The sequence below is a fragment of the Bradyrhizobium sp. CCBAU 11434 genome (assembly GCF_028128895.1).
Classification (GTDB): Bacteria; Pseudomonadota; Alphaproteobacteria; order Rhizobiales; family Xanthobacteraceae; genus Bradyrhizobium; species Bradyrhizobium zhengyangense.
Genome location: NZ_LBJX01000011.1, coordinates 537,912 through 563,874 on the forward strand (window position 1 = coordinate 537,912; position 25,963 = coordinate 563,874).

Annotated in this window: 20 protein-coding genes and 2 pseudogenes; 14 read left to right on the forward strand and 8 right to left on the reverse strand. The window is 62.9% G+C overall.

The genetic code is table 11. The annotated features are described in order from the left end of the window. Positions 1–567 precede the first annotated feature (567 nt). From XI06_RS09990 to XI06_RS10030, 9 genes are all read left to right on the forward strand, one after another. Positions 568–2,256, forward strand: coding sequence for an ABC transporter ATP-binding protein (locus XI06_RS09990; protein WP_271605213.1), 1,689 nt, complete (start codon positions 568–570; stop codon positions 2,254–2,256). A 9-nt stretch (positions 2,257–2,265) separates the two neighbouring features. After that, complete coding sequence (locus tag XI06_RS09995) at positions 2,266–3,930, forward strand: peptide ABC transporter substrate-binding protein (RefSeq protein ID WP_271605214.1); 1,665 nt, start codon at positions 2,266–2,268, stop codon at positions 3,928–3,930. A 72-nt stretch (positions 3,931–4,002) separates the two neighbouring features. Further along, on the forward strand, positions 4,003–4,953 hold the full coding sequence (locus tag XI06_RS10000) for an ABC transporter permease (RefSeq protein ID WP_271605215.1): 951 nt from the start codon (positions 4,003–4,005) through the stop codon (positions 4,951–4,953). Positions 4,954–4,991: 38 nt separating this feature from the next. Continuing rightward, positions 4,992–5,870: an ABC transporter permease gene (locus XI06_RS10005; RefSeq protein WP_271605216.1), complete on the forward strand. Its 879-nt coding sequence runs from the start codon at positions 4,992–4,994 to the stop codon at positions 5,868–5,870. Positions 5,871–5,914: 44 nt separating this feature from the next. Beyond that, complete coding sequence (locus XI06_RS10010) at positions 5,915–7,225, forward strand: NAD(P)/FAD-dependent oxidoreductase (RefSeq protein WP_271605217.1); 1,311 nt, start codon at positions 5,915–5,917, stop codon at positions 7,223–7,225. 172 nt (positions 7,226–7,397) lie between these two features. Then, positions 7,398–8,267 (forward strand): GNAT family N-acetyltransferase, encoded by an 870-nt coding sequence (locus tag XI06_RS10015; protein WP_271605218.1) that lies wholly within the window; start codon positions 7,398–7,400, stop codon positions 8,265–8,267. A 12-nt stretch (positions 8,268–8,279) separates the two neighbouring features. Next, positions 8,280–9,473, forward strand: coding sequence for an alanine racemase (locus tag XI06_RS10020; protein WP_271605219.1), 1,194 nt, complete (start codon positions 8,280–8,282; stop codon positions 9,471–9,473). Between the two features lie 22 nt (positions 9,474–9,495). Next, a complete protein-coding gene (locus XI06_RS10025) occupies positions 9,496–10,959 on the forward strand; it encodes an aldehyde dehydrogenase family protein (RefSeq protein ID WP_271605220.1) in 1,464 nt (487 codons plus the stop codon). A gap of 170 nt (positions 10,960–11,129) precedes the next feature. Next, positions 11,130–12,452 (forward strand): NAD(P)/FAD-dependent oxidoreductase, encoded by a 1,323-nt coding sequence (locus XI06_RS10030; protein ID WP_271605221.1) that lies wholly within the window; start codon positions 11,130–11,132, stop codon positions 12,450–12,452. Positions 12,453–12,669: 217 nt separating this feature from the next. On the opposite strand, the gene XI06_RS10035 is transcribed toward XI06_RS10030, so the two are convergent. Beyond that, positions 12,670–13,347, reverse strand: a complete 678-nt coding sequence (locus XI06_RS10035) for an FAD-binding oxidoreductase (protein WP_271605452.1) — start codon at positions 13,345–13,347, stop codon at positions 12,670–12,672. A gap of 284 nt (positions 13,348–13,631) precedes the next feature. Then, positions 13,632–14,108: pseudogene (locus tag XI06_RS10040) on the reverse strand (FAD-binding oxidoreductase); the annotation flags it as partial. 425 nt (positions 14,109–14,533) lie between these two features. Between XI06_RS10040 and dusA the strand changes: the two are divergent. Then, entirely contained in the window at positions 14,534–15,529 is a 996-nt protein-coding gene (dusA, locus tag XI06_RS10045; RefSeq protein ID WP_271605222.1) for a tRNA dihydrouridine(20/20a) synthase DusA, read from the forward strand. A gap of 4 nt (positions 15,530–15,533) precedes the next feature. On the opposite strand, the gene XI06_RS10050 is transcribed toward dusA, so the two are convergent. The 6 genes and pseudogenes from XI06_RS10050 to XI06_RS10075 form a co-directional block, all read right to left on the reverse strand. Beyond that, positions 15,534–16,088: a TIGR02281 family clan AA aspartic protease gene (locus tag XI06_RS10050; RefSeq protein WP_237869662.1), complete on the reverse strand. Its 555-nt coding sequence runs from the start codon at positions 16,086–16,088 to the stop codon at positions 15,534–15,536. A 28-nt stretch (positions 16,089–16,116) separates the two neighbouring features. Further along, entirely contained in the window at positions 16,117–16,320 is a 204-nt protein-coding gene (locus XI06_RS10055; protein WP_237858849.1) for a DUF1289 domain-containing protein, read from the reverse strand. 45 nt (positions 16,321–16,365) lie between these two features. Continuing rightward, positions 16,366–17,961 carry a sensor histidine kinase gene (locus XI06_RS10060; protein ID WP_237858847.1) on the reverse strand — a complete coding sequence of 532 codons (1,596 nt, stop codon included), beginning with the start codon at positions 17,959–17,961 and terminating at the stop codon, positions 16,366–16,368. Positions 17,962–18,227: 266 nt separating this feature from the next. Then, positions 18,228–18,383 carry a hypothetical protein gene (locus tag XI06_RS10065; RefSeq protein WP_237858845.1) on the reverse strand — a complete coding sequence of 52 codons (156 nt, stop codon included), beginning with the start codon at positions 18,381–18,383 and terminating at the stop codon, positions 18,228–18,230. 124 nt (positions 18,384–18,507) lie between these two features. Further along, on the reverse strand, positions 18,508–19,746 hold the full coding sequence (locus tag XI06_RS10070; protein WP_237858843.1) for a cation:proton antiporter: 1,239 nt from the start codon (positions 19,744–19,746) through the stop codon (positions 18,508–18,510). Positions 19,747–19,938: 192 nt separating this feature from the next. Then, a pseudogene (locus XI06_RS10075) lies at positions 19,939–20,835 on the reverse strand (NAD(P)-dependent oxidoreductase); the annotation flags it as partial. A 165-nt stretch (positions 20,836–21,000) separates the two neighbouring features. On the opposite strand from XI06_RS10075, the gene XI06_RS10080 reads away from it, so the two are divergent. The 4 genes from XI06_RS10080 (at position 21,001) to XI06_RS10095 (ending at position 25,847) form a co-directional block, all read left to right on the forward strand. Further along, positions 21,001–21,438, forward strand: coding sequence for a VOC family protein (locus XI06_RS10080; protein WP_237858839.1), 438 nt, complete (start codon positions 21,001–21,003; stop codon positions 21,436–21,438). 108 nt (positions 21,439–21,546) lie between these two features. Next, positions 21,547–22,689 (forward strand): Mrp/NBP35 family ATP-binding protein, encoded by a 1,143-nt coding sequence (locus tag XI06_RS10085; RefSeq protein WP_237858837.1) that lies wholly within the window; start codon positions 21,547–21,549, stop codon positions 22,687–22,689. Between the two features lie 194 nt (positions 22,690–22,883). Continuing rightward, positions 22,884–23,975: a TRAP transporter substrate-binding protein gene (locus XI06_RS10090; protein ID WP_237869653.1), complete on the forward strand. Its 1,092-nt coding sequence runs from the start codon at positions 22,884–22,886 to the stop codon at positions 23,973–23,975. Positions 23,976–24,758: 783 nt separating this feature from the next. Next, the gene (locus tag XI06_RS10095; RefSeq protein ID WP_237858835.1) at positions 24,759–25,847 is read left to right on the forward strand and encodes a TRAP transporter substrate-binding protein; all 1,089 of its coding nucleotides are present in this window, start codon (positions 24,759–24,761) and stop codon (positions 25,845–25,847) included. Positions 25,848–25,963 lie beyond the last annotated feature (116 nt).

The following is a 25,963-nucleotide window of genomic DNA, read 5'->3' on the forward strand; positions in this document are numbered from 1 at the left end:
GTCAGGCGGAATATCCTGCGGTTTGCTGCTTTTGGCACAGGCAATTATTGCGGGATATTTCGCTTGCACGGGCAAATCGTAGATGAGGAGATCGACGGCAACCCCCGAACACGCGCGCCGGTAGCCGCAGACCGAAATGCCAAATCGAGCTTTGTTTTTAGAACTTCATGCTGCTGATCCGTCGCGTTTCGGCGACTCCGGGATGATTGAAGCAGCCAGACTTGCGAATACCGGATCAATGGCGATCAACGGGCAGAATTCAAAAGGTGACGCGCGATGTGCCTTGTCTGGGAGGAGACCTCTGCCGAAGCGATCGAGCTGGGCGCCAATGGCAGCCTCTCGGACCTCGACTCATTGTTCGAACAATCCGCTCGACTTTGTCGCCTGCACTCAGCGACGCCTTTACCTGTAGCGCAGCCATTCTGAATCATGTCGTATTCACCCCGCGGAGAATGGCAGAATGAGCGACGAGTTGTTGATCTGTTCGAGCGTGGCGGCGGCAAACGGGGCCGAAGTGCCGATCCGCAACGGGATCATGGGACGCGCTTGAAAGGGGAGAATGTTCAGATGACCTCTGCCCCGCAGTGTGTGGCCTCGGAAGAAGTAGCGCTCGCGGTCCGCGATCTTACCGTGAGCTTGCCGGCGGGCATGGAGCGGGCGCACGCGGTCGAGAACGTCTCCTTTGAGCTGAAGCGCGGCCAGATCCTCTGCATCATAGGAGAATCCGGCTCTGGCAAGTCAGTCACGGCCAATGCGATCATGGGCCTCTTGCCCAAATCGATCCGCGTGTCTTCGGGAGCAATCCGTCTGGAAGGCGTGGACCTCGTAGGGCTCTCGCCGGAGAGTCTGCGCGATCTCCGCGGCCGTGTCGTCTCGATGATCTTCCAAGACCCGCTGTCCGCGCTCAATCCGCTGATGACAGTGGGCGCGCAGATCGAGGAAGTGATGGCGGCGCACCGGATGGGTACGCCGAAATCCCGCCGTAACCGCGCCATGGAACTGTTAACCGAGGTGGGCCTGCCGGATCCGCCGCTGATGTATCATCAGTATCCGTTCCGCCTCTCGGGCGGGCAGCGGCAGCGGGTGATGATCGCCATGGCTCTGGCCCTCGAGCCTGCGATCCTGATCGCGGACGAGCCGACCACCGCACTTGACGTGACGACCCAGGCGCAGATCCTGCAACTGATCCGCGACATCCAACGCCGCAAGGGGATGAGCGTGATGTTCATTACCCATGACTTCGGAGTCGTGGCCGAGATTGCCGATTCCGTTGTGGTGATGGAGAAGGGTCACTGCGTGGAGCAGGGAAACGCCGAGCAGGTGTTGAAGTCCCCGAGCCATCTCTACACGCGCCGCCTGATCGCAGCCGTACCGCATCTGACCGGCAAGGATCGCGTGCCGGCGGAAGTTGCGGCGGAGTCTTCCATTCTGAAGGTCGAATGTCTGGTCAAGACTTACCGCAGTGGCAGTGGGCTGTTCGGCAAGCAGCGGATCGTGCCCGCGGTTAACGGGGTGTCGTTCGACCTCTCGCCGGGACGCACGCTGGGCGTGGTCGGAGAAAGCGGCTCCGGCAAATCCTCGCTCGGGCGATTGTTGATCAAGCTCCTCGACAGCGACAGCGGCTCTATCCTGTTCGAGGGACGCGATATTGCCCGGCTTTCCGAAGCCGAGTTTCGGCCACTTCGGCCAAAGATCCAGATGATTTTCCAGGATCCATTTGCCTCGCTCAATCCGAGATCAACGGTCGGGCAAATACTGACGGTTGGTCCAATCGCGCATGGAGTGCCTCGCAAGGACGCATGTGAGCAGGCGCGAGAGCTCCTGGCCCATGTCGGCCTGGATGCGGGAACGTTCGATCGTTATCCCCATGAGTTCTCGGGTGGCCAGCGTCAACGCATCGGAATCGCCAGGGCGCTGATGTTCAAGCCGAAGCTGCTGATCGCTGACGAAGCGGTTTCCGCGCTCGACGTATCGATCCAGGCGCAGATCCTGAAGCTGCTGGACCAGATTCAGCGGGAGACGGGTGTGTCGATGATCTTCATCACACACGATCTGCGCGTGGCCGGCCAGATCTGCGATGAAATCGCAGTCATGCATCGGGGGCAGGTCGTCGAGCACGGACCCCCGTCGCAGATCTTCCTGAATCCGAAATCCGCCTATACGCGGGAACTGGTCGCTGCCATCCCCGGCGAGCGGCAGGGCAGCGCCCGCGCCATTGGAAGTCAATCGACATTGGCCGGACACAGTCACAAATGAGGAGGCGTCATGACTGAAGCAAAGACTGCATCGATCTATTCGCGGCGTAGCGCTCTCCAGTTGATGATTGCCGGCGCGGCCGGTTTTGCCGGATCGAATCTGCTGGACAAACCCGCCCTCGCGCGCACGTCTCCAGCGAAGCAAACCGGCCGCGTGATCGTCGGCCTTGGTCAAGAGCCGACCGTATTCAATCCGCTGATGGTGCACATCGAGGTCGATGATGGTGTGCATTTTTCGGTTTTCGATGCGCTGTTCCGCATCGATCCTCAAGGCGTCGTTCAACCCAACCTTGCCCTGGAAGTGCCGGACCAGAAGAATGGCGGCATTTCGGAGGACGGTCTCAAGTGGCGCATCCGCCTGCGTGACGACGTTCGCTGGCACGACGGCACGCCTTTCAGCGCCGAGGACGTGAAGTTCACGCTCGAGCTGATCATGAATCCCAACTTCCGCAGCTGGCGCACGGCCGGCCATGCTCTTGTGCGTGACATCAAGGTGATCTCGCCCACGGAGATCTCATGGCGAATGGAAGAGGCCTTTGCACCGTATCTGTCGTTCCTGACCGAAACCTTCATCGTGCCCAGGCACATCCTCGAGAAAGAGGCCAATCCGAACAGCGCCGCCTTCAACCAGGCGCCGGTTGGCACCGGGCCGTTCAAGTGGGGCCAGCGGGTCGCCGGCGATCATCTCGAGCTCGTGGCGAACCCCGACTATTTTGGAGAAGGCCCTCACATCGAGACGCTGGTCTTCAAATACATTCCAGATCTGACCGTCCTCTACACCCAGTTCAAGAGTGGCGACGTCGATCTGGTAGGTCAGCCCTACATCACGCCTGATCACTACGGGGAAGCCAAGACGCTGACGAACCGTGTGGTGACGCTCGTCCCAAGGACCTCGTTCGAATCCTTCTACCTGAACCTCGAGCGGCCGCAATTCAAGGAGCTTGCGGTACGAGAAGCGCTGTACGCGGCGATCGACAAGGACTCGATCATCCAGGGGCTCTACTACGGGGTGCCGACCCCGACAGAGACGTTCATGCCGCGGCAGTCCTACTTCTTCAACGCCAATCTGCCCCTGCACCAATTTGACGTGAATCGCGCGGGCAAGATCCTCGATCAGGCTGGCTGGGCAAAGGGCGCGGACGGCATTCGTGCCAAGAACGGCGTTCGCCTGTCCTTTACCAATTCGACCACGTCGGGCGATCCCCTTCGTGAACAGGTGCAGCAGTTCCTCCAGCAGACCTTTGCGCAACTCGGCGTCGAGATGAAGATCTCGAACCTGCCCGCCGCCGTGATGTGGGGCGATTTCTGGGTGCAATCGCAGTTCGATTCCGTGATCGTCGGCAGCTCTTATCTGATTGGCGCCGATCCAGACGTCACCAATCGCCTGCACTCGCGCTCGGTCGCAGCGAAGGGCGGCCGCGGCTCGAACAATGCGCAATACGCAAATCCGGAGGTTGACGCTTTGCTCGACAAGGGCGCACGCAGCTTCGATCCGGAAGCGCGGCGCGCGATCTACTTCAAGGTCCAGGAACTCGTGCGTCGCGACCTGCCTTTCCTACCGCTGTATCAGAGCAACGCGGTCGAGGGCCTCAAGAAGGGGATCAACGGTTTCGTGCCGAACGGCAATACGCGCACGGAGTCCTGGAACGCGCTGGCCTGGTATTGGGCGAGCTGATGTGCTGCCGGCCGAGGCCCTGTGGCCAGGCCGGCGGTGGAGTGATGCTGCAACGCCAACATGGTGACTCCTATGCCGAGGTTCCTGCTCAATCGCTGCTCGCAGAGCATCGTGCTGCTGGTGGTCGTCTCGATCATCGGCTTCACCGTTCTCAACCTCATGCCGGGTGGTCCCCTCGCGCAATTCGGACTTGATCCCGGCATGTCTCAGAAGGACGTGCAGCGGCTCACAGCCCAGCTGGGGCTGGACCGTCCGCTGTGGATCCAGTATCTCGACTGGGCCTGGCGGCTGGTTCGGGGCGATTGGGGCCACTCTTTCCGTGATGGCTCTTCGGTGCTGGCGGTGATCGGCCGGCATCTGCTGGCGACGCTGCTGCTGATGGGCACGTCCACCGCCCTGGCGATCGCGGTCGGCACCTGGATCGGAATCCGCGGTGCCACCCATCGCTATACCCTGTTCGACTACACTGCGACGATCTGTGCGATGGTCGCATTGTCGGTCCCGACGTTCTGGTTCGGGCTCATCGGCATCTACATCTTCACGCTGAAGCTCGGCTGGGTGCCGGCAGGCAACATGTACACGATCGGCGACGCTTCGGTGCTGGATTATCTGCATCACCTGATCCTGCCGAGTCTGGTGTTGTCGCTCGTTCATGTTGCTGTCTGGAGCCGGTACATGCGCACGGCAACGCTCGATGCGCTGAGCCAGGATTTCGTCAAGACGGCGCGCGCCAAGGGCGTGAGCGAACGCCGCATCTTGCTGAAACACGTGGTTGGCAACGCGCTGCTGCCAATGATCACCCTGGCAGGGATGCAATTGCCCAGCATTCTGACCGGCGCATTGGTCACCGAGACGGTGTTCACCTGGCCCGGAATGGGCCGGCTGTTTCTCGACAGCCTCGGCTACAGCGATTATCCGGTCGTGATGGGGCTGTTGATCTTCTCGGCCGTCATGGTCGTGCTCGGCAACCTGATCGCGGACATCGTCATCGCGACAGTCGATCCGCGCATTCGCCTAGGCTGAGGCCAGGCGTTCTCGTCTGTCAAAAGGAGGCAGCAGGTATGACCGCCATGGTAGCAGACGCAGCCCCCACACGCTGGTGGCACAGCCGCGCGGCATATCGCTTCATGCGTCACCATTTGGCGCTCGCGGGAATCGTGATGATCTCCGTGCTTGTGCTGGCGTGCATTCTTGGCCCCTATGCTCTGCCATACGATTCCCTCCACATAGACTTGCGCGCCCGCTTTGCTCCGCCTCTGAGCGGTCAGCATTACCTTGGCACCGACCCGCTCGGGCGCGACTTGGCTGCGCGGCTGTTCATGGCCGGACGCGTCTCGCTGCTGGTCGGGTTCTCCGCTATGTTGCTGTCAACGCTGATCGGCACGCTGATCGGAGTGACGGCCGGCTATCGCGGAGGCTGGATTGGTGCGGTACTCATGCGCGTGGTGGATGGGTTTCTTTCCTATCCCTCGATCTTCCTCGTGCTGGCCCTGGCCGCGACCTTGCGGCCGAGCCCGGTGATGATCACCGTGATCATTGCCGTCACGAGCTGGATGGAGACTGCCAGGATCGTCGAGGCGGAGGTCCGATCGCTGCGCGAGCGCGAGTTTGTCCAGGCCGCGCGCATGGTGGGACTGAGCCGGAAGCATATCATGTTCCGCGAGATCCTGCCCAATGCCATCGGTCCCATCATCGTCGCCGCCAGCCTGGCGGTCGCGCGCGCGATTCTTCTGGAAGCCTATATCAGCTTCCTCGGCTACGGCATCCAGCCGCCGCTGCCGAGCTGGGGCAACATGCTCAACGGCGCCCAGCAATATCTGGCGAGCGCCCCATGGCTCGCCATCATTCCCGGTGCCGCGATCACGATCGCCGTGACGAGCTTCAACTTCATCGGCGATGGCTTGCGAGATGCCCTCGACGTTCGAAACGACAACTTTTGATCGCTGTGGGCCAATCCGCGGAAGACATAAGAGAAGAACACGCCATGCACGCGCCGAGAATTGACGAGAAGGCGACGCCCTATTGGTGGGAAGCCGCCCCGCTGAAGCCGCTGTCTCCGCAGCCATTGTCCAAACAGCTCGACGTGCTGATTGTGGGCGCGGGCTACGCCGGACTTTCGGCCGGTCTGGTATTGGCGCGCGAGGGACGTTCAGTTGCAGCTTTCGATGCAATGCATCCCGGGGAAGGGGCTTCCACGCGCAATGGTGGGATCACCAGTGGAAGCATTCGTCCGGATTATGCGACGCTCACGCGGCGGTTTGGCGAAGAGAAGGCGCTGGCGATCGAAGCAGAAGGCAAGGCTGCACGCGAGTTCCTGTACGAATTCATCAAGACGGAAGGGATCGCGTGCGACTTCCAACCGGTCGGGCAGTTCAAAGGCGCGTTCGGACATGAACAATACGAAGCCATGGCTCGCACTGCGGAGAGGCTTGCGACGAAGCTGGGAATAGAGGCCTATGCAGTTCCCTATGCCGAGCAGCGAAAGTACATTGGCACGGATGTCTATCGTGGCGGCACGGCTCGGATGGACATCGGCGGGCTGCACCCAGCGAAATTCCACGCCGAACTCCTGCGGATCGCGCTCGCTTCTGGCGTGACGGTCCACGCGCGGACGCCCGTGATCTCGATCGAAAGAGATGGCGCCGGATTCCGCGTCGTCACCGCGGTCGGCTCGGTACAGGCCCGTCAGGTGCTGGTCTGCACGAACGGTTACACCGATGGCGCCGTGCCCTTCCTGCGTCGCAGGCTGGTGCCCGTTCGCAGCCGGATCATTGCGACCGAGGAGCTCGCGTCCGAGGTCATGGCGCGGCTGATGCCGAAGCGCATGACGATCACCGAGAACAGGGAGGTCGGCTTCTATTACCGGTCTTCGCCCGATGGCAAACGCATTCTGCTCGGTGGCCGCGACAGCTCCCGCGTCGGCGATCCCGTGGCTCCGAAGCTGCTACTCCGCGAGGGCCTGATTAATCTGTTTCCTGAGCTGGAAGCCGTTCGCCTTTCGCACAGCTGGTTCGGCAACGTGGCGATGAATCGCGACATGATTCCTCGCATCTTCGAGAGGGACGGCATCGTCTATGCTACCGGCTTTTGCGGTTCGGGCGTCGTCTGGGCGCCGTGGATCGGCATGCATGCGGCCCACAAGCTCATGGGACATGAGGAGCAGGCGCGCACGGCCTTTGACTTCCGGCCGCCGGCCTTCATCCCGTTCTATCGAGGCAATCCCTGGTTCATGCCTGCTTTCATCCAGACCTATCGCATGCGTGACCGGATCGCGCTGTGGCGTGCCAGCCGCTGACAGCAGATTGGCCATTCTGCCGCATCATCAACGAAATAGTCTGCTGAACGTCGCGCCTGCTTGATTGCGAAATGCTGCCGAGCCGAAGGTACGCTGCAGGCGATGCGAGGATCATCCAGATGGTCCTCGTCTCGGAGCTGCTGGCAATCCGAGCAAAAGGCGCCGACGCATCATGACAACCACAGCCTATCAAGCCCTAGGCCGCAACGCTGAAGATGCGGTCCTCGTCCCGTTCACCAGAGAGCACTTGGAAGGCGCCCTGAAGCTCTCGCAGGAGATGTCCTGGCCCTATCGGCTGGAGGATTGGGATGTCGCGCTGCAGTTGGGCAAGGGCTTTGTTCTGGAGCGCGCCGGGACGGTGATCGGAACCGCTGCCTGGTGGCCGTACGGCGAGACTCACGCTTCGGCGGGCATGATCATTGTCGCAAAGGCCGCTCAGGGCCGCGGCTATGGGGCCTGGCTCATGGATGCGTTGCTGACGTCGGCCCATCCGCGGACCATCGCGCTGAATTCGACGGCCGAAGGCATGACGCTGTATCGCCGCCGCGGCTTCGTCCCGATCGGGATCATCCACCAGCATCACGGAATTCCACGCCAAAGCCACGGCACGCCGCGATCAGACCTCAGACCAATGGCCGCATCGGAGTTCGAGGCGATCGCGCGGCTCGACCGCGCGGCTACAGGGTTGGAGCGGCGGCAGATGCTGAACCGGCTGTTTGACAGCGGTGACGGCTATGTCCTGCTGCGTGACGGCTTACCTTGCGGCTACGCTATCTCTCGCCTTTTCGGCCGCGGACATGTCATCGGCCCCGTGGTGGCCGAGAGCCCAAGCGATGCGCGCGCGTTGATTGATTTTGCGATCGCGCGGCTCGGGCCTGTCTTCGTCCGGATTGATGTTCCTGCCTCCTCGCAGCTCGGGGAATGGCTCGAAAGCATTGGCCTGCAGCGCGTCAGCGACGCTACGACAATGGTGCTGGGAGCGCCGGCTCCGTGGACAGGGCCGGCGCGCATATTCGGGCTCGCTAACCAATCATTCGGCTAGGGGGACGTCGAGATGCTGCGGGTGGAGATGGACAGGTCAGATGTCCCGGACGCCGCTCCGGGCGAAACGGCCGCAACGATCGGCACATTGGCAACGCCGGCGCTCCTGCTCGACAAGGACCGCCTGGATCGCAATCTCGCCCGTCTGTCCTCCCGCATGGTCGGGCAAGGCGTCGTGCTGCGTCCTCATATGAAGACGGCGAAATCCATCGATGTCGCGCGACGCGCTCATCCAGCGGAGGCGGGACCAATCACCGTCTCCACCTTGGCTGAAGCCGAGTATTTCGCGCAGCGCGGCTTCCGCGATATGACCTATGCCGTGGGACTTGGGCCTCACACCGCCGACAGAGCAATGCGTCTGCGGAAAGCAGGCATCGACATCAAGCTGCTGCTGGAGTCGCCGGAGCAGGCCGCCATGCTTGGCGCGGCTGGGCGCGCCGTCGGTGTGACGCCATCCGCCTTCATCGAGATCGATTGCGACGGTCATCGCGGCGGACTGACCGCGACCGATCCGAAACTCGCGGTCGTTGCGGCCGCGATGGCCGAGGCCGGCGTCAAGCTTGCCGGCATTCTCACCCACGCCGGCGAGTCCTATGGCCTCAGCACGCCCGCGGCCCTTGTCGCGGCTGCGGAGAACGAGCGTGCCGCGGCCGTCGCCGCTGCAACGACATTGCGGGCGGCCGGCCATGAATGTCCTGTCGTCAGCGTCGGCTCGACCCCAACAGCGCATTTCGCCGAAGACCTGACCGGCGTCACGGAAATGCGCGCCGGCGTCTACATGTTCTTCGACTTGGTCATGCGCGGCGTTGGTGTCTGCACGACCGACGACATCGCGATCTCGGTGCTCGCCACCGTGATCGGCGCCAAACTCGAGAAGGGCTGGATTTTGGTCGATGCCGGGTGGATGGCGCTGTCGCGCGACCGCGGCACCGCGGCGCAGCGGGTCGACCAGGGATACGGTCTGGTCTGCGATGTGGCCGGCAAGGTCTATCCGGACCTGATCGTTTCGCAAGCGAGCCAGGAGCACGGCATCCTCGCCGTCAGATCCGGTTCGGTGCGCGCTTTGCCCGATCTTCTGATCGGCGCGAAGGTCAGGATTCTTCCCAATCACGCCTGCGCGACGGCGTCGCAACACGAATTGTACAACGTCGTCTCCGCCGGCAGCGACGCGATCGAAGCGCGATGGCCCCGGATGCGTGGCTGGTAGGTCGTCGAAGGGATCGCTTGCAATGACCTCGCCCCTTCGACACTTGACGGAAGCCGGATTCCTCGGAAAATTCTACATCGACGGAGAATGGCGGAAGCCGATCGGATCTGTCACGGCAGCAGCAACCGTCGTCAATCCGGCGACGGAGCAGCCGATCGCAGACGTCGCGCTCGGCGATGACGACGACGTGGACTGCGCCATCGCGGCCGCCAGACGAGCCTTCGCCGGTTGGTCCATGACACCGCCTGCTGGGAGGGCGGCACTGCTCGGCCGGATTCACGCTTTGCTGCTGGAGCGGCTGGAACTGTTCGCGCAGGCGCTGACGTGTGAGATGGGAGCTGCGGTCACCTACGCGCGCCGCGCTCAGGTGCCGTTGGCCGCCGAACACATCCGCGTCGCCCGCGACAATCTCGCGAATTATCCGTTCATCGCCGCGCGCGGCAGCACCGCGATCATGCGCGAGGCGATCGGCGTCTGCGGCCTCATCACGCCATGGAATTGGCCACTTTATCAGATCACTGCCAAGGTCGGTCCCGCGCTCGCAGCCGGCTGCACGGTGGTCCTCAAGCCAAGCGAATTGTCGCCGCTGAGCGCATTGCTGTTTGCCGAGCTGATGGACGATGCCGGCTGTCCGCCCGGCGTATTCAACCTCGTCAACGGGACCGGTCCAATCGTGGGTGCGGCTCTGGCGTCGCATCCGCAAGTAGGCATGATCTCCATCACCGGCTCCACGCGGGCAGGGGTCCTCGTCGCGCAGGCAGCCGCGCCCACCGTCAAGCGCGTCGCCCAGGAGCTCGGGGGCAAGTCGCCGAACATCATCTTGCCGGACGTCGATCTGAGCCGCGCCGTTCCTCTCGGCGTTGCCGCCGCCTTCCGCAATCTCGGCCAATCCTGCAGCGCGCCGACGCGCATGCTTGTGCCCCGTTCACGGATCGAGGAGGTCGAGACCTTCGCGGCCGCGGCCGCTTCAGAGCTGGTGGTCGGCGATCCCCTTGCGGAAAGCACGACCCATGGCCCGATCGCCAACCGGCCGCAATTCGAGTGCGTGCAGACCATGATCGGCGTCGGCCTGGATGAAGGCGCCAAGCTTGTCATCGGCGGCCGCGGGCGGCCTGGCGACCTGCGGATCGGCCTCTACGCGCGGCCGACCATCTTCTCGCACGTCCATCGCGACATGAGGATCGCACGGGAGGAGATCTTCGGCCCGGTGCTGTCGATCATTCCCTACGACACTGTGGACGAGGCGATCGCGATCGCCAACGACACCGTCTACGGCCTCGGCGCCCATGTGCAGGGCACCGACATGGAGATGGTGCGGACCGTCGCCAGGCAGATTCAGTCGGGTCAAGTGCATCTCAACTATCCTGACTGGGACCCCAACGCTCCCTTTGGCGGATACAAGCGTTCCGGCAACGGTCGCGAATACGGCATCGAGGGCATGGAGGAGTATCTGGAGACGAAGGCCGTTCTCGGATTTTACGGATAGCTCAGTGCCACGTCGGGGCTTGAAGTAGCTTGTATCACTCAGGCGGCCAAGAACCCGAACATCCTGCGAGATCCGAGATGAATTCAGCACATTCTATCGACCGCTCAGTGCGATGAAGGGCTGATCGGAACTTTGCTTTCGCATTCTTGGTAGCCGAGGTTCGTTGAAGCATGTCGCCCCACGTCGAGCGCATTCACAGCGATGAGCGTCTCCCCGCCGAGGCCGAAATCGTCGTCGTCGGCGGCGGAATCCTCGGCTCTACGGCCGCCTATTACCTGGCGAAGCGCGGCCTCTCTGTGGCGCTGCTCGAGAAGGGCCACGTCGCCTGCGAGCAATCGAGCCGAAACTGGGGTTGGTGCCGCCAGCAGAACCGCGACCGGCGCGAACTGCCGCTCTCGGTGCTCTCCATGCGGCTGTGGGACGAACTCACGCGCGATATCAATCGGGACCTCGGATTTCGGCGCTGCGGCCTCGTCTATGCGACCCACGACGAGGCTGTGCTCGCTGGCTGGGAAAAGTGGCGCGAGGTCGCCAGGGAGTACGACGTCGACACCCGCGTCCTGAGCCGGGCGGAGGTGGCCGAGCGCGTCCCCGAAGCGCGCGACAAATGGGTCGGCGGGACCTATTCGGAGCGGGACGGCAAGGCCGAACCTGCGCTGGCCGCGCCGGCTATCGCCGAGGGGGCCAGAACTCTGGGCGCCACGATCCACCAGGGATGCGCTGCTCGGGCGCTCGACCTGGCCAATGGCATGATAGCGGGCGTGCACACGGAGAAGGGCTACATCAGAACCAGCGCGGTGCTGTGCGCCGCCGGCGCCTGGTCCTCGCGCTTCCTTCGGCCGCTCGGGATCAGTTTCGCCCAGGCGAGCATCCGTCAGACCGCGCTGCGTTCCACCCCGACAATCAACATAGGCGAGGCGGTCTCCACACCTTACTGCACGATCACACGCCGGCTGGACGGCAGCTATACGTTTGCGATCAGCGGCAAGGCGAACCTCGAAATCACGCCCCAGGCTATCCGGTATAGCCGGGAATTCATGCCGCAGTTCTTGCGTCGCCTGAAGAACGTCAGGATTGGCGTCGGCCAATCGTTCGTTTCGGGGCCGGATTCATTGCCCGCGCTGCTGACCAATGACAACAGGATCTTCGAACAGAATCGCGTGCTGGATCCTCCGCCCTTGAAATGGCTGGTGAGCCAAGTGGTGGAGAGTGTCCGGAAAACCTTCCCCCAACTCGGCGAAATCAAGATCGACAGCGCCTGGGGCGGCTTTGTCGATTGCACGCCGGATGCAGTGCCTGTGGTGTCGCAGGTGGACGGGGTGAAGGGCCTCGTCCTCGCAGCGGGCTGCTCGGGTCACGGCTTCGGTTTGGGCCCGGGGCTCGGCTATCTGGCCGCAGAGCTCGTCGCCAACGACACGCCTTGCGTCGATCCCACACCATTCCGGCTGTCGCGTCTGGTCGACGGCTCGAAGCTGGACATCGCCGCCATCTGAAGATCGAGCCGGAAGTCAGGCCTGACGCGCACCGTGGCGAGCACAGGCCTGATCGCGATTTAGCAGTCCCTCAAGAGCGTTTCCTCCCCAACTCGAGCCACTCCTTTGGAGTGGCTCTTTCTTTATGGACGAGACGATTTGTATGATCGAGGTGCTTCAGCCGAAGATGCACCGTTTGGGTCCGGACGAAAGCATCGCCAGCTCGCCGGTCGATGGTTCAACGGGAAGACTTCTCTCCCAACGGACGAACGACCGCGCCGGCGTTCATGATATCAGCCGGATCAAAGGCGGTCTTGATCCGGCGCATCGCCGCGATACGCCCGACATCGCCATACTGCTCCAGAAGGTGCTTCTTGAACCGCCCGACGCCGTGCTCCGCGCTAAACGTGCCGCCGAGCGATGCGGCCGTGTCGTAGAGTTGCAACGAAAGGCTGCTTTCGATCCGCTTGGTGAACTCCAGCCGGTCGACATCGGGAGGAACGAGCACGTTGTAGTGCAGATTGCCGTCGCCGACATGGCCGTAAACGGACTGCTCGAGGTCGGCATCATGCGATCGCACCTGCGCGCCGGCTAAATCCAGAAAGCGCTGAATGGAGGAAAGCGGTACCGAGATGTCGTGCTTGACCGATCCATTCCGGCGTTTCTCGCCCTCGGGGATGGTCTCGCGGAGCCGCCACATCGCGGTACGCTGCGATCCGCTCTGCGCCAGCAATGCGTCTTCGATCCATCCGGACTCGATCGCCTCGGCCAGAACGGCTTCCATCAGTTCGTCGAGATCGAGATGGCGTGAGGAAGAGGCGAGCTCGACGAGGACGGCGCCTGCTGAGCCCGCTCCGAGGGGGGCGGGTCGGTCATCGCGTCGGTCGCGAGCGCGATGGCTCGGGCCGCCATGAATTCGAACGTGGTCAGCAGGTCAGCGGATTCGCGGCGGAGCAAGGCGAGAAGTTCGGCGAGCGGCGCGCCGCTCGCGAGCTTCAGCCAGGCAGTCGCGCGGCGGGTCGGCAAGGGCGCGAGACGCAACACTGCGCCGGTGACGATGCCGAGTGTCCCCTCGCTTCCGATGAAGCACTGCTTGACATCGTAGCCGGTGTTGTTCTTCCGCAGCTTGCGCATGTCGGAGACCACCATGCCGTCCGACAGCACCGCCTCGAGTCCGAGCAGCAGATCGCGCGTCATCCCATACCTGACGACCGACAGTCCGCCGGCGTTCGTGCCGATGTTGCCTCCGATCCGGCAACTGCCTTCCGCGCCGAGGCTGAGCGGCAACAGAAGACCGGCAGCCGCTGCGGCGTCCTGTGCGTTCTTCAGGATGACGCCGGCGTCGACAGAGATGCTCATGGAGACGGGATCGACTTCGCGGATCCTATCCATCCGCTCGAGGCTCACGATGATCTGCCGCCCTGAGGCGCCCGGCGTCGCGCCGCCGCAGTAGCTAGTGTTGCCGCCCTGCGGAACAATTCCGATACCGAGGTGCGCCGCCAGCCGTACGATGTCGGCGACTTGCTGTGTCGTGGCCGGCCTCAGCACGGCAAACGTCGCCCCGGTGAAGAGGTGACGTTGATCCATTGTGTAGGTGGCGATCCGCTCCGGGTCCTCAACGACGCCCCCGCTGTCCAGAAGGTCGCGAAAGGCTCGAGCGTGTACTGACTGGAACATGCTTCAGCTCCCGATTGGCATCCGAGCATCTTTGCGTGCTTTGTGCGGCATTGCTTGCCGTTCGGTTGCGGTTTCGAAGACACCGATGCCGAAATGCCAGGATTGTCGACAGTTTGCGCTGCTGCATCCAATGGCTTTGTAGTTGCAGTTAGCTCCCGTAAGCCAGGGCAGCGCGTGTTCAGATGTCAGGCAGTGCAAACGTATTCGCAACGTACTGGTTCTTCCTCCTAACCTGAACGCGCCAGCTCCCGGACTTCAGCTTCGTAAAGGTCGGCATTGCGTGTGCACTCCACCGCGATTTCGTGTGCGCTACGTGTGCACCGGGAGATCAAATGCGGTACAAACGTGTGCAATTTCGGCTAGTTTGGAGTGCACATGTGTGCACTTGTTCCTGCTCTAGTCCATTGTAAGGATAGGATAACTCGTTGGAATATAAAGACTATCTCTTTTCTGTGGCACCCATGATGGATTGGACGGACCGGCACTGCCGGGTGTTCCACCGTCACCTGACAAAACGGGCGCTGCTTTATACGGAGATGCTGACGACCGGTGCCATCATTCATGGCGATCGGGAGCGGCTGCTCGGCTTTGACGCGAGCGAGCATCCGGTGGCGCTTCAGCTTGGCGGGTCGGATCCAACCGAGCTCGCGAAGGCGGCGCGGATCGGCGAACAGTTCGGCTACGACGAGATCAATCTCAATGTCGGTTGCCCATCCGACCGCGTGAAGGATGGCCGCTTCGGCGCCTGCCTGATGGCGGAGCCTGAGCTCGTTGCGAGATGCGTCGACGCGATGAAGCGCGCGGTCTCCATTCCCGTTACGGTGAAATGCCGCATCGGCATCGATGACCAGGATCCCGAAGTCGCGCTGGATACGCTCGCGCGTGCCGTCGTGGCTGCCGGCTGCGACGCGCTGATCGTGCATGCGCGAAAAGCGTGGCTGAACGGTCTGTCGCCAAAGGAAAACCGCGATATCCCGCCGCTCGATTATGATCGCGTCTATCGGCTCAAGCATGCGATGCCGGATGTGCCAGTCATCATCAATGGCGGCGTCCTGAGTATCGAGGAGGCGAAAGCGCATCTTGCGCATGTCGATGGCGTGATGCTCGGCCGGGCGGCCTATCAGGAGCCGTGGCGGCTGCTCTCGGTCGACAGCGATGTCTTTGGCGAAGCTGCGCCGCACGCGACGATGCAGGACGCGTTCGAGGCGATGATGCCTTATATCGAGGCGCAGCTCGCGCGCGGCACGCGGCTGCACGCCATGACCCGGCATTTCGTCGGCGCCTTCCACGCGGTGCCGGGCGCGCGGGCCTTCCGTCGCCATCTTGCCGAACAAGGTGTCAGGCCGGGGGCTGGCGTCGACGTCCTGCGCGATGCGATCGCTCGCGTCAGTGCTGACGCGCAGGCAGAGGCGGCTGCCTAGGGCCTCAATCCACCGCCGTGCGCGCGCGCCGATGGCTGCCTTGCAGCTCTGGATAGCCCGTCAGCATGAGCTTGTCCGCGCGCACGCCCCAGCTCTCCAGGCGATCGAGGAAGCTCATGCCGAGCAAATTCGTCTTCATCTGCCCGCGCTGCACCACGAGTGCCGGCACCGATTTCTCGACGAGATGGCCGACGGCGAGACGATCGAGCGTCAGCCGGGCCGCCTTGGTGTGGCCGCTGGCGGTTTCGAGGTCGACGTCGTATTCGAGCATCTCAAGTGGCAGGCCGATCGCCTTTGCGGTCTCCCAGGTCAACACCACGGAGGTGGCGCCGGTGTCGATCACCATTGGCGTTGCCACGCCGTTGATCTTGGCGCGCAGCGCAAACTCGCCGCCCTGGCCGCGCTGGATTTGCACTTCTGGCGCGGGCGAGGCGGCCTGCCCACGGAACATGTATGAGACCTTGTGACTCGCGCGTGCAATCTGGTCGGGATCGCCATAGGCGACCACGGCGCCCGCTGTGCCGGCCAGCAAGATGAGAACGAGCAGGAGGCGGATCATCGCGCGCCTCCGACGGCGCGGACACCGGTCAGGCGCGTCTCGGCGATCCCGCCGGTGGCGCAAGGCCAGCGTCCGCCATGCGCGCCGGCAACAGCGCCATAACCGCGAGCCGTTCGACGCTCTCCATGGCGTGCCAGCGTGCGATCTCCGGCAAGGTCCGGCCGCAACCGAAGCACAGCTTGGTTTTGGGATCGATCATGCAGACGGCGAGGCACGGCGTTTCTTTGCTCATACGGACATAGTGAAGGAATATCGGGCATGTCGGCAAGCATGTGTTTTACGAGCCCGTGCCCGCGCTCATGATCGGTCTGTGGCGCGGCCGGCGCTTCTCGTCGGGAACGGCGGAACTGTCCGGCTGCAGTGGCGGCGAATCCTCCGACAGCGGCGCCAGCGCACTCATCACGCGCTCGGGCGGGAAGGTGACGATCACTTCGGTGCCGATGCGCAGTTTCGACTTCAGCGTGAAGGTGCCGCCATGCAGATCGATCAGGTTCTTCGCGATGGGCAGGCCGAGGCCCGCGCCCTGTTCGGCCGATTTGATCGAGTTGGAGCCCTGGCCGAACGAGGCAAGCACGACCGGGATCTCGTCTTCGGGGATGCCTGGGCCGGAATCCTTCACGGATAGGTATTGCCCGCCCGAGGCGGTCCAGCCGGCCTTGAGCCAGATCTCGCCGCCCTGCGGAGTGAACTTGATCGAGTTGGAAAGCAGGTTGAGCACGACCTGGCGGATCGCGCGCTCGTCGGCCCAGAGCCGCGGCATGGCCTGCTCGAACACTTCGTGAATGGTGATACCGCGGCTCGAGGCACGCAGTTTCATCAGATGATGGCAGTCGGCGACGATGCCGACCAGCGACACCGCTTCCTCGTTCAATTCGTAGCGGCCGGCCTCGATCCGCGACAGATCGAGGATCTCGTTGATGAGGTTGAGCAGGTGCACGCCGGAATTATGAATGTCGGCGGAATATTCTTTGTAGACCGGTACCGCATGCGCGCCAAAGATCTCGCTCTTCATGACTTCGGAGAAGCCGAGAATGGCGTTCAGCGGTGTGCGCAGCTCGTGGCTCATTTGCGCGAGGAAACGCGATTTGGCGACGTTGGCGGATTCGGCGCGGTGGCGTGCCTCGTCCGAGATCGCCTTGGCCTGTTCGAGCTCGCCGATCAGCGCGTCCTTCTCGGCCCGCGCCTCCAGCGTCGCGAAGGTCGATGAGTGAAGACGATGCGCCAGCAGCACGAAATAGCCTTCGGCCGCGAGCGCGAGTGCGGCCAGGATGTAATTGTCCAGCGAGCCGGTCATTGCAAAGCTCAGCGCCATGGCGACCGCAACCGGCGCTGTGGCGGCGAGTGCTGCGATCGGCAGATTGGCGGCAAGCATGCTCGACACTGCGATCACCAGCAGCATCAGGAACATCATCAGCGTTTCCGTTACCATGTCGAGCACGGGATGGATCAGGATCGCCATCCAGCACAGGCCATAGAGCAGGTCGAGCACGACGAAACGCGTCCGCCAGGCGCGCGTTGCCGCTGGGGAGGCAGGTTCACCCAGGAAGCGGCGGCAGCTGCGGATCATCGCCGCATGCAGGCAGATCATGCCAGCGGTCCAGGCGGCGGCGGGGATCGGCTGCATCCACAGTCCGAACAGCACACCGGTCGCGACCACGAGCAGCATCACGACATAGGAGGCCGACAGCCGCGTCTGGGCATATTGGCGCAACAGCTCGGCGTCGAAGGCCGGCCGGGTTCCGCTGGTCGACGTTAACTTATCGCGTGCTTCGCGGACCCGCTGCGACGCAGCCCGTCGGCTGCTCGCTGATGGAGCGCTGACCGGTTCGGCCGGAAGCTGCACTACCTCAGGCTTTTCAGCGGGGTTACTCATCAAGCAACAACGATTCCTGCCCGCGTCGGACGCGGGCCTTCTGCATTGTCTATCTCTGGCAAGAAATCCTTAAGAGGTGACTTAAGGAGCTAAAGAATTACGTTAACGGGAGGTTAACTCGGCGGTCGGCACTTGCCAGATCGGTTTCGCCCTGCGCGACGGCGGTCATGCGTGCGTGGCTCCGGTAGGCTACCGAGCGGAGAATGCAGGCTCGCAGTGGAAAATCAAGCAGAGCAAGCTTAGGCGCCAACAGAAAGAGTCTTGGCTCAGAAGCCGATCTCGAGGGCAAGCCCGATCGCGAGGAGTAATGACAGGCAAACCACCGGAGAATAGGGCCGGCTTGCGCTCGTGGCCCAGCTCCGCGCGTGCCCGAGATAGTGACGTTTGCTGGCCGGTTCCGGATCGATAGCAGCGGTTTCCATGACAGATCTCGAAATTCGTTGGCTGCCGGAAAGGTGCTCTCAATCGCATTCAAATTCGAGATGGAGTAGCAACCAGTGATATAAATGGGCCATAAGTGCCCGCCGATTGCGCAGCCGATCACTGCTAGTCCTTTTCCAGGAGGCCGAGCCTGCGTCCAAGCCATTCCGTCGTCGGCGCCTGGATCAAGATTGTGATCAGGATGATCACGAAGGTTACGGAAGCGATCAGCTCGGCGCCCGGTGCTTTAGTGCCGAGCAGGAGACCGGCGAGTGCGGCCGGGATGACGCCGGTCTCGCGGGTCCAGCACATGAAGATGAGTTCGCGCACGTTCCAGCGTGCGCGGCGGTCGGGCAAGGCGCAGAGGAACACCGTCATCGGGCGTGCCACGAACATCAGAGCAAGCGCGACCGCCACTCCGCCTTTCCAGTGCTGGCCCATCTGGGCAAAGTCGAGCTGGGCGCCGAGCAGGGTGAAAATGAACAGGCGCATGATGAAGGCGGTCGTGAACACGAAATCGTTGAGCTTCTGCGCCTCGCCCGGCTCCATTCGGAAGCCCAGGGCTTCCTTGTTGCCGAGCACGATGCCGAAAACGAACACGGCCATAAAGCCCGATGCCTGCAGGCCGCTTGCGGCAAAATAGGCGGCGATCACGGCAACAAGCGTCACGACCGGCGCATACTCTGCGAGCATCGCCCAGCGCTCATGCGCGATCAGTAGTGCAGCCAGATAACCGAGGGCAACGCCGGCGGCGATTCCGATCGCGGCCTGTTTGACGAGGTCGAACAGCGCGCCGATCGGCGAAAATACGCCGCTCCCCATTGCTAGCCCGAGCACCGAAAAGGTGAAGATCGCGGCCATGGCGTCGTTGAACGCGGACTCGCTCATCACGGTCTGCGCAATACGATCGCGAATTCGGATCTGGCGAAAGATCGGCATGAGCGTCGCCGGATCGGTCGACGCAACCGTTGCCCCCAGCAGCAGCGCCAGCACCGGCGGAATGCCGAACACGAGATGCGCGGCAAGTCCGGTGATAGTTGCCGTGATCAGGACGCCGATCGTTGCCAACGTCACGATGGTGATCCACACCCGCTTAATGACATCGAGCCGCAGTGCCGCTCCGCCGTCGAACAGGATGTAGCTTGCTCCAAACAGCAGTATGATCTGGTTCAGTGCCGAGTCCGCGGGGATGTCGATCAATTTGAGCGCGCGTGGCCCCATCGCGATTCCAGCGAGCAGGAAGAGCGCGATATCCGGAATCCGGATTTTCTGCGCCAGCAGTCCGATGACGGTACCGACCGCTAGGATCAGCCCGCAACTCAACAGCGTGTGCTTGGCGATCTCGACTGAGGCCGACGTATCCACCTGGCAATTCCGAAATGTTTGAGATTTGGCCGAGTTCGGTGCCCCGCCGGCCTGTTTCGCTCGTTGCGACGTTACCTGCCATCGCGTGGCCCAAAAAGCGAAAACGAACGCTCGGGCGAGTTTGCCGCAGGTCACCGCCACAACGTGGATTGTGGCGATGACGCTCAGCTTGGGACGATCGTCCGTCAGTCGTCAGCGATTGAGACGCGCGAGCAGGCTCGACGTATCCCAGCGCTTGCCGCCCATCTTCTCGACCTCAGCATAGAACTGGTCGACCAGCGCGGTGACCGGCAGGTTGGCGCCGTTGCGGCGGGCTTCGGCGAGCGCGATCGAGAGGTCCTTGCGCATCCATTCGACCGCGAAGCCGAAATCGTACTTGCCCTCGTTCATGGTCTTGTAGCGGTTTTCCATCTGCCAGGACTGCGCCGCGCCCTTGGAAATGGTCTCGATCACGGCCGCGACGTCGAGGCCGCTCTTCTTGGCGAAGTGGATGCCTTCCGAGAGGCCCTGTACGAGTCCGGCGATGCAGATCTGGTTGACCATCTTGGTCAGCTGGCCGCTCCCGGCGGGCCCCAGCAGCTTGCACATCCGTGCATAGGCGCCGGAGATGATCGGCTCGGCGCCGGCATAGTCATCCGGCGCGCCGCCGCACATCACCGTCAGCACGCCGTTCTCGGCGCCGGCCTGGCCGCCGGAGACGGGGGCGTCAATGAACTTGAAGCCGGCCTTGGTCGCGGCCGCGTCGAGCTCGCGTGCGACTTCGGCAGAGGCGGTGGTGTGGTCGACGAAAATCGCACCCTTCTTCATGCCGGCGAATGCACCGTCGGGGCCGATCGTGACCGCGCGCAGATCGTTGTCATTGCCGACGCAGCACATCACGAAGTCCTGGCCCTCGGCTGCAGCCTTCGGGGTCGGTGCCGTCTTGCCGCCGAACTTGTCCGCCCACTCCTTCGCCTTGGCGGCGGTGCGGTTGTAGACGGTGACCTCATGGCCCCCTTTTTTCACGAGGTGTCCGGCCATGGGGAAGCCCATCACGCCGAGACCGAGGAAAGCGACTTTAGCCATGTGTGTGTCCGTAGCTTGAGTTTTACGGTTGCAGCCGGGCGAGGGGCGCCAGCCGGGGTCCTTGAGGTTCCGCCCAAGGGCGGCCGGGCGCACCATAAACCCTTAAGGGCTGAGGGCAACGGCTTCGTTTGGCCGCCCCCTGTGCTAGGATGGCGGGACTAAAGGACTTCAAAACAAGGGAGCGAAACAATGGGCGGCGTGAGCGTTGGTGTCCTCGATCATTTCAACATCCGGACCCGGAATCTGGCCGAGACGGTCCGCTTCTATGAGGACGTGCTGGGCCTGGAGAAAGGCGCCCGGCCGAATTTCGCCTTCCCGGGGGCCTGGATGTACAGCGAGGGCAAGCCGGTGGTGCACCTCGTCGATATTTCCCCGACCTCCGAGCCGCAAAAGCCGGATTCCGGCGTGGTCCACCACGTCGCCTTCGCCAGCCGGGGCTTCGACGGCATGAAGCAGCGCCTGACGTCCAGGGGCATGAAATTTGACTCCCGTCAGGTGCCAGGCGGCGAGCTCTGGCAGATCTTCGTCCACGACCCCAACGGGGTCATGATCGAGCTCAATTACGAAGCGGCGCAGGAGCAGGGGGCAGCCCCGGCCGAGATGGCTGACGATATCGGCAGGCAGTAGCCTTTTGGCCGTTTCCGCTCTAATGGGGCATCCTGATATCTTGAGCATGATCTGGTCGGAAAACCGCTTCACACTTTTCCGGATCATGCTCCCTCTAGGAGATGCGCTTTGAGCGTGACGCAGCAACAGGTCCTCGACAGCCTCGCCAAGATCAAGTCGCCCCGCGGGGTCGCGCTCACCAATGCCAATGTGCTGAGCGCGATCAGCGCCTCCGACGGCAAGGTGCTCTTCTCGATCAACGTCGATGCCGCCGAAGCGCGGGCCTGGGAATCGGTCCGGGCCGAGGCCGAGGCCGCCGTGCGGGCCATTCCCGGCGTCACCACAGTGATGGTCGCCCTGACCGCCGAGCGCAAGCCCGGCAGCACGCCTCCACCGCCCCCGCAGCCGAGCCGTGGCACACCAGGCGTGCAGCCGGTCCACGCCCACAAGCCGCCGCCACAGGGCGGCGCCCAATCGCCGATGGCGCGGCAGTCCGAGATTCCGGGCGTCGCTGCCGTGATCGCGGTCGCCTCCGGCAAGGGCGGCGTCGGCAAGTCGACCACCGCGCTCAACCTGGCGCTGGGCCTGCGCGACCTCGGTCTCAAGGTCGGGCTGCTCGATGCCGACATTTACGGTCCTTCTGTGCCGCGGCTGACCGGGCTGCACGAGAAGCCGGAGCTCGACGGCGAGCGCAAGATGATTCCGCTCCGGCGCTTCGGCCTCGCCATCATGTCGATCGGCTTCCTGGTCGAGGAAGAGACCGCGATGATCTGGCGCGGCCCGATGGTGATGTCGGCGGTGACGCAGATGCTGCGCGACGTCGCATGGGGCACGCTTGACGTACTCGTCGTCGACATGCCGCCGGGCACGGGCGATGCGCAGCTCACGCTGGCGCAGAACGTGCCGCTGAAGGGCGCCGTGATTGTCTCGACTCCGCAGGACCTGTCGCTGATCGACGCGCGGCGGGGGCTCGCAATGTTCAGGAAGGTCAACGTGCCCGTGCTCGGCATCGTCGAGAACATGAGCTACTTCCAGTGCCCGCATTGCGGCACGAAATCCGACATCTTCGGCCACGGCGGCGCGCGCCACGAGGCCGAGAAGCTCGGGGTACCGTTCCTGGGCGAGATCCCGCTGCACATGGCGATTCGCGCCACATCCGACGCCGGCAATCCCGTCGTGGACAGCGAACCCGATGGCCCGCATGCGGCGATCTATCGCGCCATTGCGGGACAGGTCCGGGACCAGCTCAAGGGCGCGGTTTCCGCAGCCTGACGCCGATCATCTGGGGACATGCGACTTTCGTCGCCCCCTGTCATGCCAATGTCGCGTTCCGTGGCAAGGGCTTCCGTGTTAAACGCCACGGCACAAAGCCCCTTCGGTTCGACGCGGATTGAGATCGCCTCGCCGGAATGAGCGGCGACAAAGAGGAAGTTCGGGGACACGCCCCAGCAAGGAGAGACCTGAAGATGAAGCGTCGTGATTTTCTGAAAGTGTCGGCAGCAGGCGCGGCGGCATCAGCCGCGGTAGCCTCGCCGGCGATTGCGCAGTCCTCGCCCGAGATCAAGTGGCGCATGACGTCGAGCTTCCCGAAATCGCTCGACACCATCTATGGCGGTGGCGAGCAGGTGGCGAAGTACGTCGCCGAGATGACCGACAACAAGTTCCAGATCCAGGTGTTCGCGGCCGGCGAAATCGTTCCCGGCCTGCAGGCGCTCGATGCGACCTCGAACGGCACGGTCGAGATGTGCCACACCGTGTCCTACTACTACGTCGGCAAGGACCCGACCTGGGCAATCTACGCCTCGGTGCCGTTCGGCCTCAACGCGCGCCAGCAGAACTCCTGGTGGTACCAGGGCGGCGGCGAGCAACTCGGCAATGAGTTCTTCAAGAAGTCGAACGTGATCGGCTTTGCCTGCGGCAACACCGGCACCCAGATGGGCGGTTGGTTCCGCAAGGAGATCAAGACCGTTGCGGATCTCTCCGGCCTGAAATTCCGCATCGGCGGCATCGCCGGCCAGGTGCTTCAGAAGGTCGGCGTGGTGCCGCAGCAGCTCGCCGGCGGCGACATCTATCCGGCGCTCGAGAAGGGCACCATCGACGCGGCCGAGTGGGTCGGCCCGTACGATGACGAGAAGCTCGGCTTCGCCAAGGTCGCGAAGTACTACTACTACCCGGGTTTCTGGGAAGGCGGTCCGATGGTCCACGCCTTCACCAACCTCGACAAGTGGAATTCGCTGCCGAAGAACTACCAGGCGATCCTCACCAACGCGATGGCCAACGCCAACAGCTGGATGGCCGCGCGCTACGACATGCAGAACCCGTCGGCGCTGAAGCGTCTGGTCGCCGGCGGCACGCAGCTCCGTCCCTTCACCAACGAAGTGCTGGAAGCCTGCCTGAAGGCGACCAACGAGCTGTGGGCCGAGCTGTCGGCCAAGAACGCCGACTTCAAGAAGTCGATCGACGCCATGCAGGCCTATCGCTCCGACGAATATCTGTGGTGGCAGGTCGCCGAGTACACCTACGACAGCTTCATGATCCGCTCGCGCACCCGCGGCTGATCGTCGGCTCAAGCTGTCAGACGGAATGGCCCGGCCTCGTTCGCGAGGCCGGGCTTTTTCGTGGGTGAGGGGCAGGCGCACGCGAAATCCGAAAACAACCCCATGCACAGTAGAAATTGGGGGAGGGCGTGCCAACCGCTCAGCATTCGCGGAAGCCGTTTGACTCGTCGGGCAAAACAGGAGCAAAATGCAATAATCGTATAATCCGAAATTGGCGACGCGGCGGCTATCCGATAGGCGAGGCGAGAGGATCAGCGCGTGCGATACTGGGTCAAACGAATTCGCCTCAAGTCGGGAGAGATTGTGACTGAGAGGGAGCTTGGTCCCGACGAGAACTATTCTTTGGATGTCGCGCCCGTGGTGGGTGACGTAATAAACGTTCGCTGTCGCGGCAGGGATTTCGACGCGAAAGTCGTTTGGGGCCATTGGCCCGGAAGAACTCATCCCGCCGGGACAATTGTGCCGCTCCGCGCGGAAGAAATTTAGCAAGATGGTAGGACGGCGCGCAGGCGGTTGATAATTCGGGCAAAACACAGCCGTGAATCCATAATCGCTTAATCCGAATTATGCTGTGGCGCAAAATTTTTGAAGCGATGAGCATCAGCGCGTATCGTCTACGGCTTAAGTCGTAAGACCAACGACCCGACCTCGCTCCGCGAGGCCGGGCCCATTTTTCCATGCCGCAGTGCGATGACGATGGCATTCGCATCGCCCTTGCGCCATTCTAGGCCTCAAGCCTCGGCAAGAAGGCCCACAATCACTGATACATCAGGGCAGGAAATCATGAAGAGACGAGACTTTATCAAGGTCACGGGGCTTGCTGCGGCCGGTGCCGCCACGCTCGCTTCTCCCGCGATCGCGCAGTCGATGCCGGAGATCAAATGGCGCATGCCGACGAGCTGGCCGAAATCGCTCGACACGCTCTACGGCGGCGCCGAGCTGATGTGCAAGATGGTTGCGGAGGCGACCGACAACAAATTTCAGATCCAGCCTTTCGCAGCCGGCGAGATCGTGCCGGGCCTCCAGGTGCTCGACGCGGTGCAGAACGCCACCTGCGAGATCGGCCACACCGCGTCCTACTATTATTTCGGCAAGGACCCGACCTTCACCTTCGGCTCGTCGGTGCCATTCGGTCCGAACATGCGCGTCAACCAGGCCTGGTACATGCTGGGTGGGGGCAAGGAAATCCTCAACGACTTCTACAAGAGCTACAACGTCACCTCGCTGCTCGCCGGCAATACCGGCTGCCAGATGGGCGGCTGGTTCAGGAAGGAGGTCAACACCGTCGACGATCTCCAGGGCCTGAAATTTCGCATCGGCGGCTTCGCCGGCCGCGTGCTGCTGAAGCTTGGCGTCGTACCGCAACAGCTTGCCGGTGGTGACATCTATCCGGCGCTCGAGAAGGGCACTATCGATGGCGCCGAATGGGTCGGCCCCTATGACGACGAGAAGCTCGGCTTCTACAAGATCGCGCCGCACTATTACTATCCCGGCTGGTGGGAAGGCGGTCCGATGCTGCTCGCTTTCGTCAATCTCGACAAATGGAACGCGCTGCCGAAATATTACCAGAGCGTACTCACGCAGGCAGGCCATTACTCCAACAACTACATGATGGCGCGCTACGATCAGGCCAATCCGCTGGCGTTGAAGAAGCTGCTCGCCAACGGCACCAAGCTGCATGCCTTCTCGCCGCCGATCATGGACGCCTGCTACAAGGCGGCGAAAGAGCTGCACGACGAGGTCTCGGCGACTAATCCCAACTTCAAGAAGGTCTACGAGTCCCTCACCAAATTCTCCAACGACAGCTATGCCTGGTTCCAGGTCGCCGAAGTCGGCTACGACATCTTCATGGCGCGACACTCGCAGAGCTGAGCGCGGCGTCCCGCGTGAGGGAAAGCCCCGGAGCAAACGCTCCGGGGCTTTTGCTCGAGGGCACCCACGCGAGAGGCCAACCTCTGAGCGCAATCCCTTCTGGAGCGAAGACACGT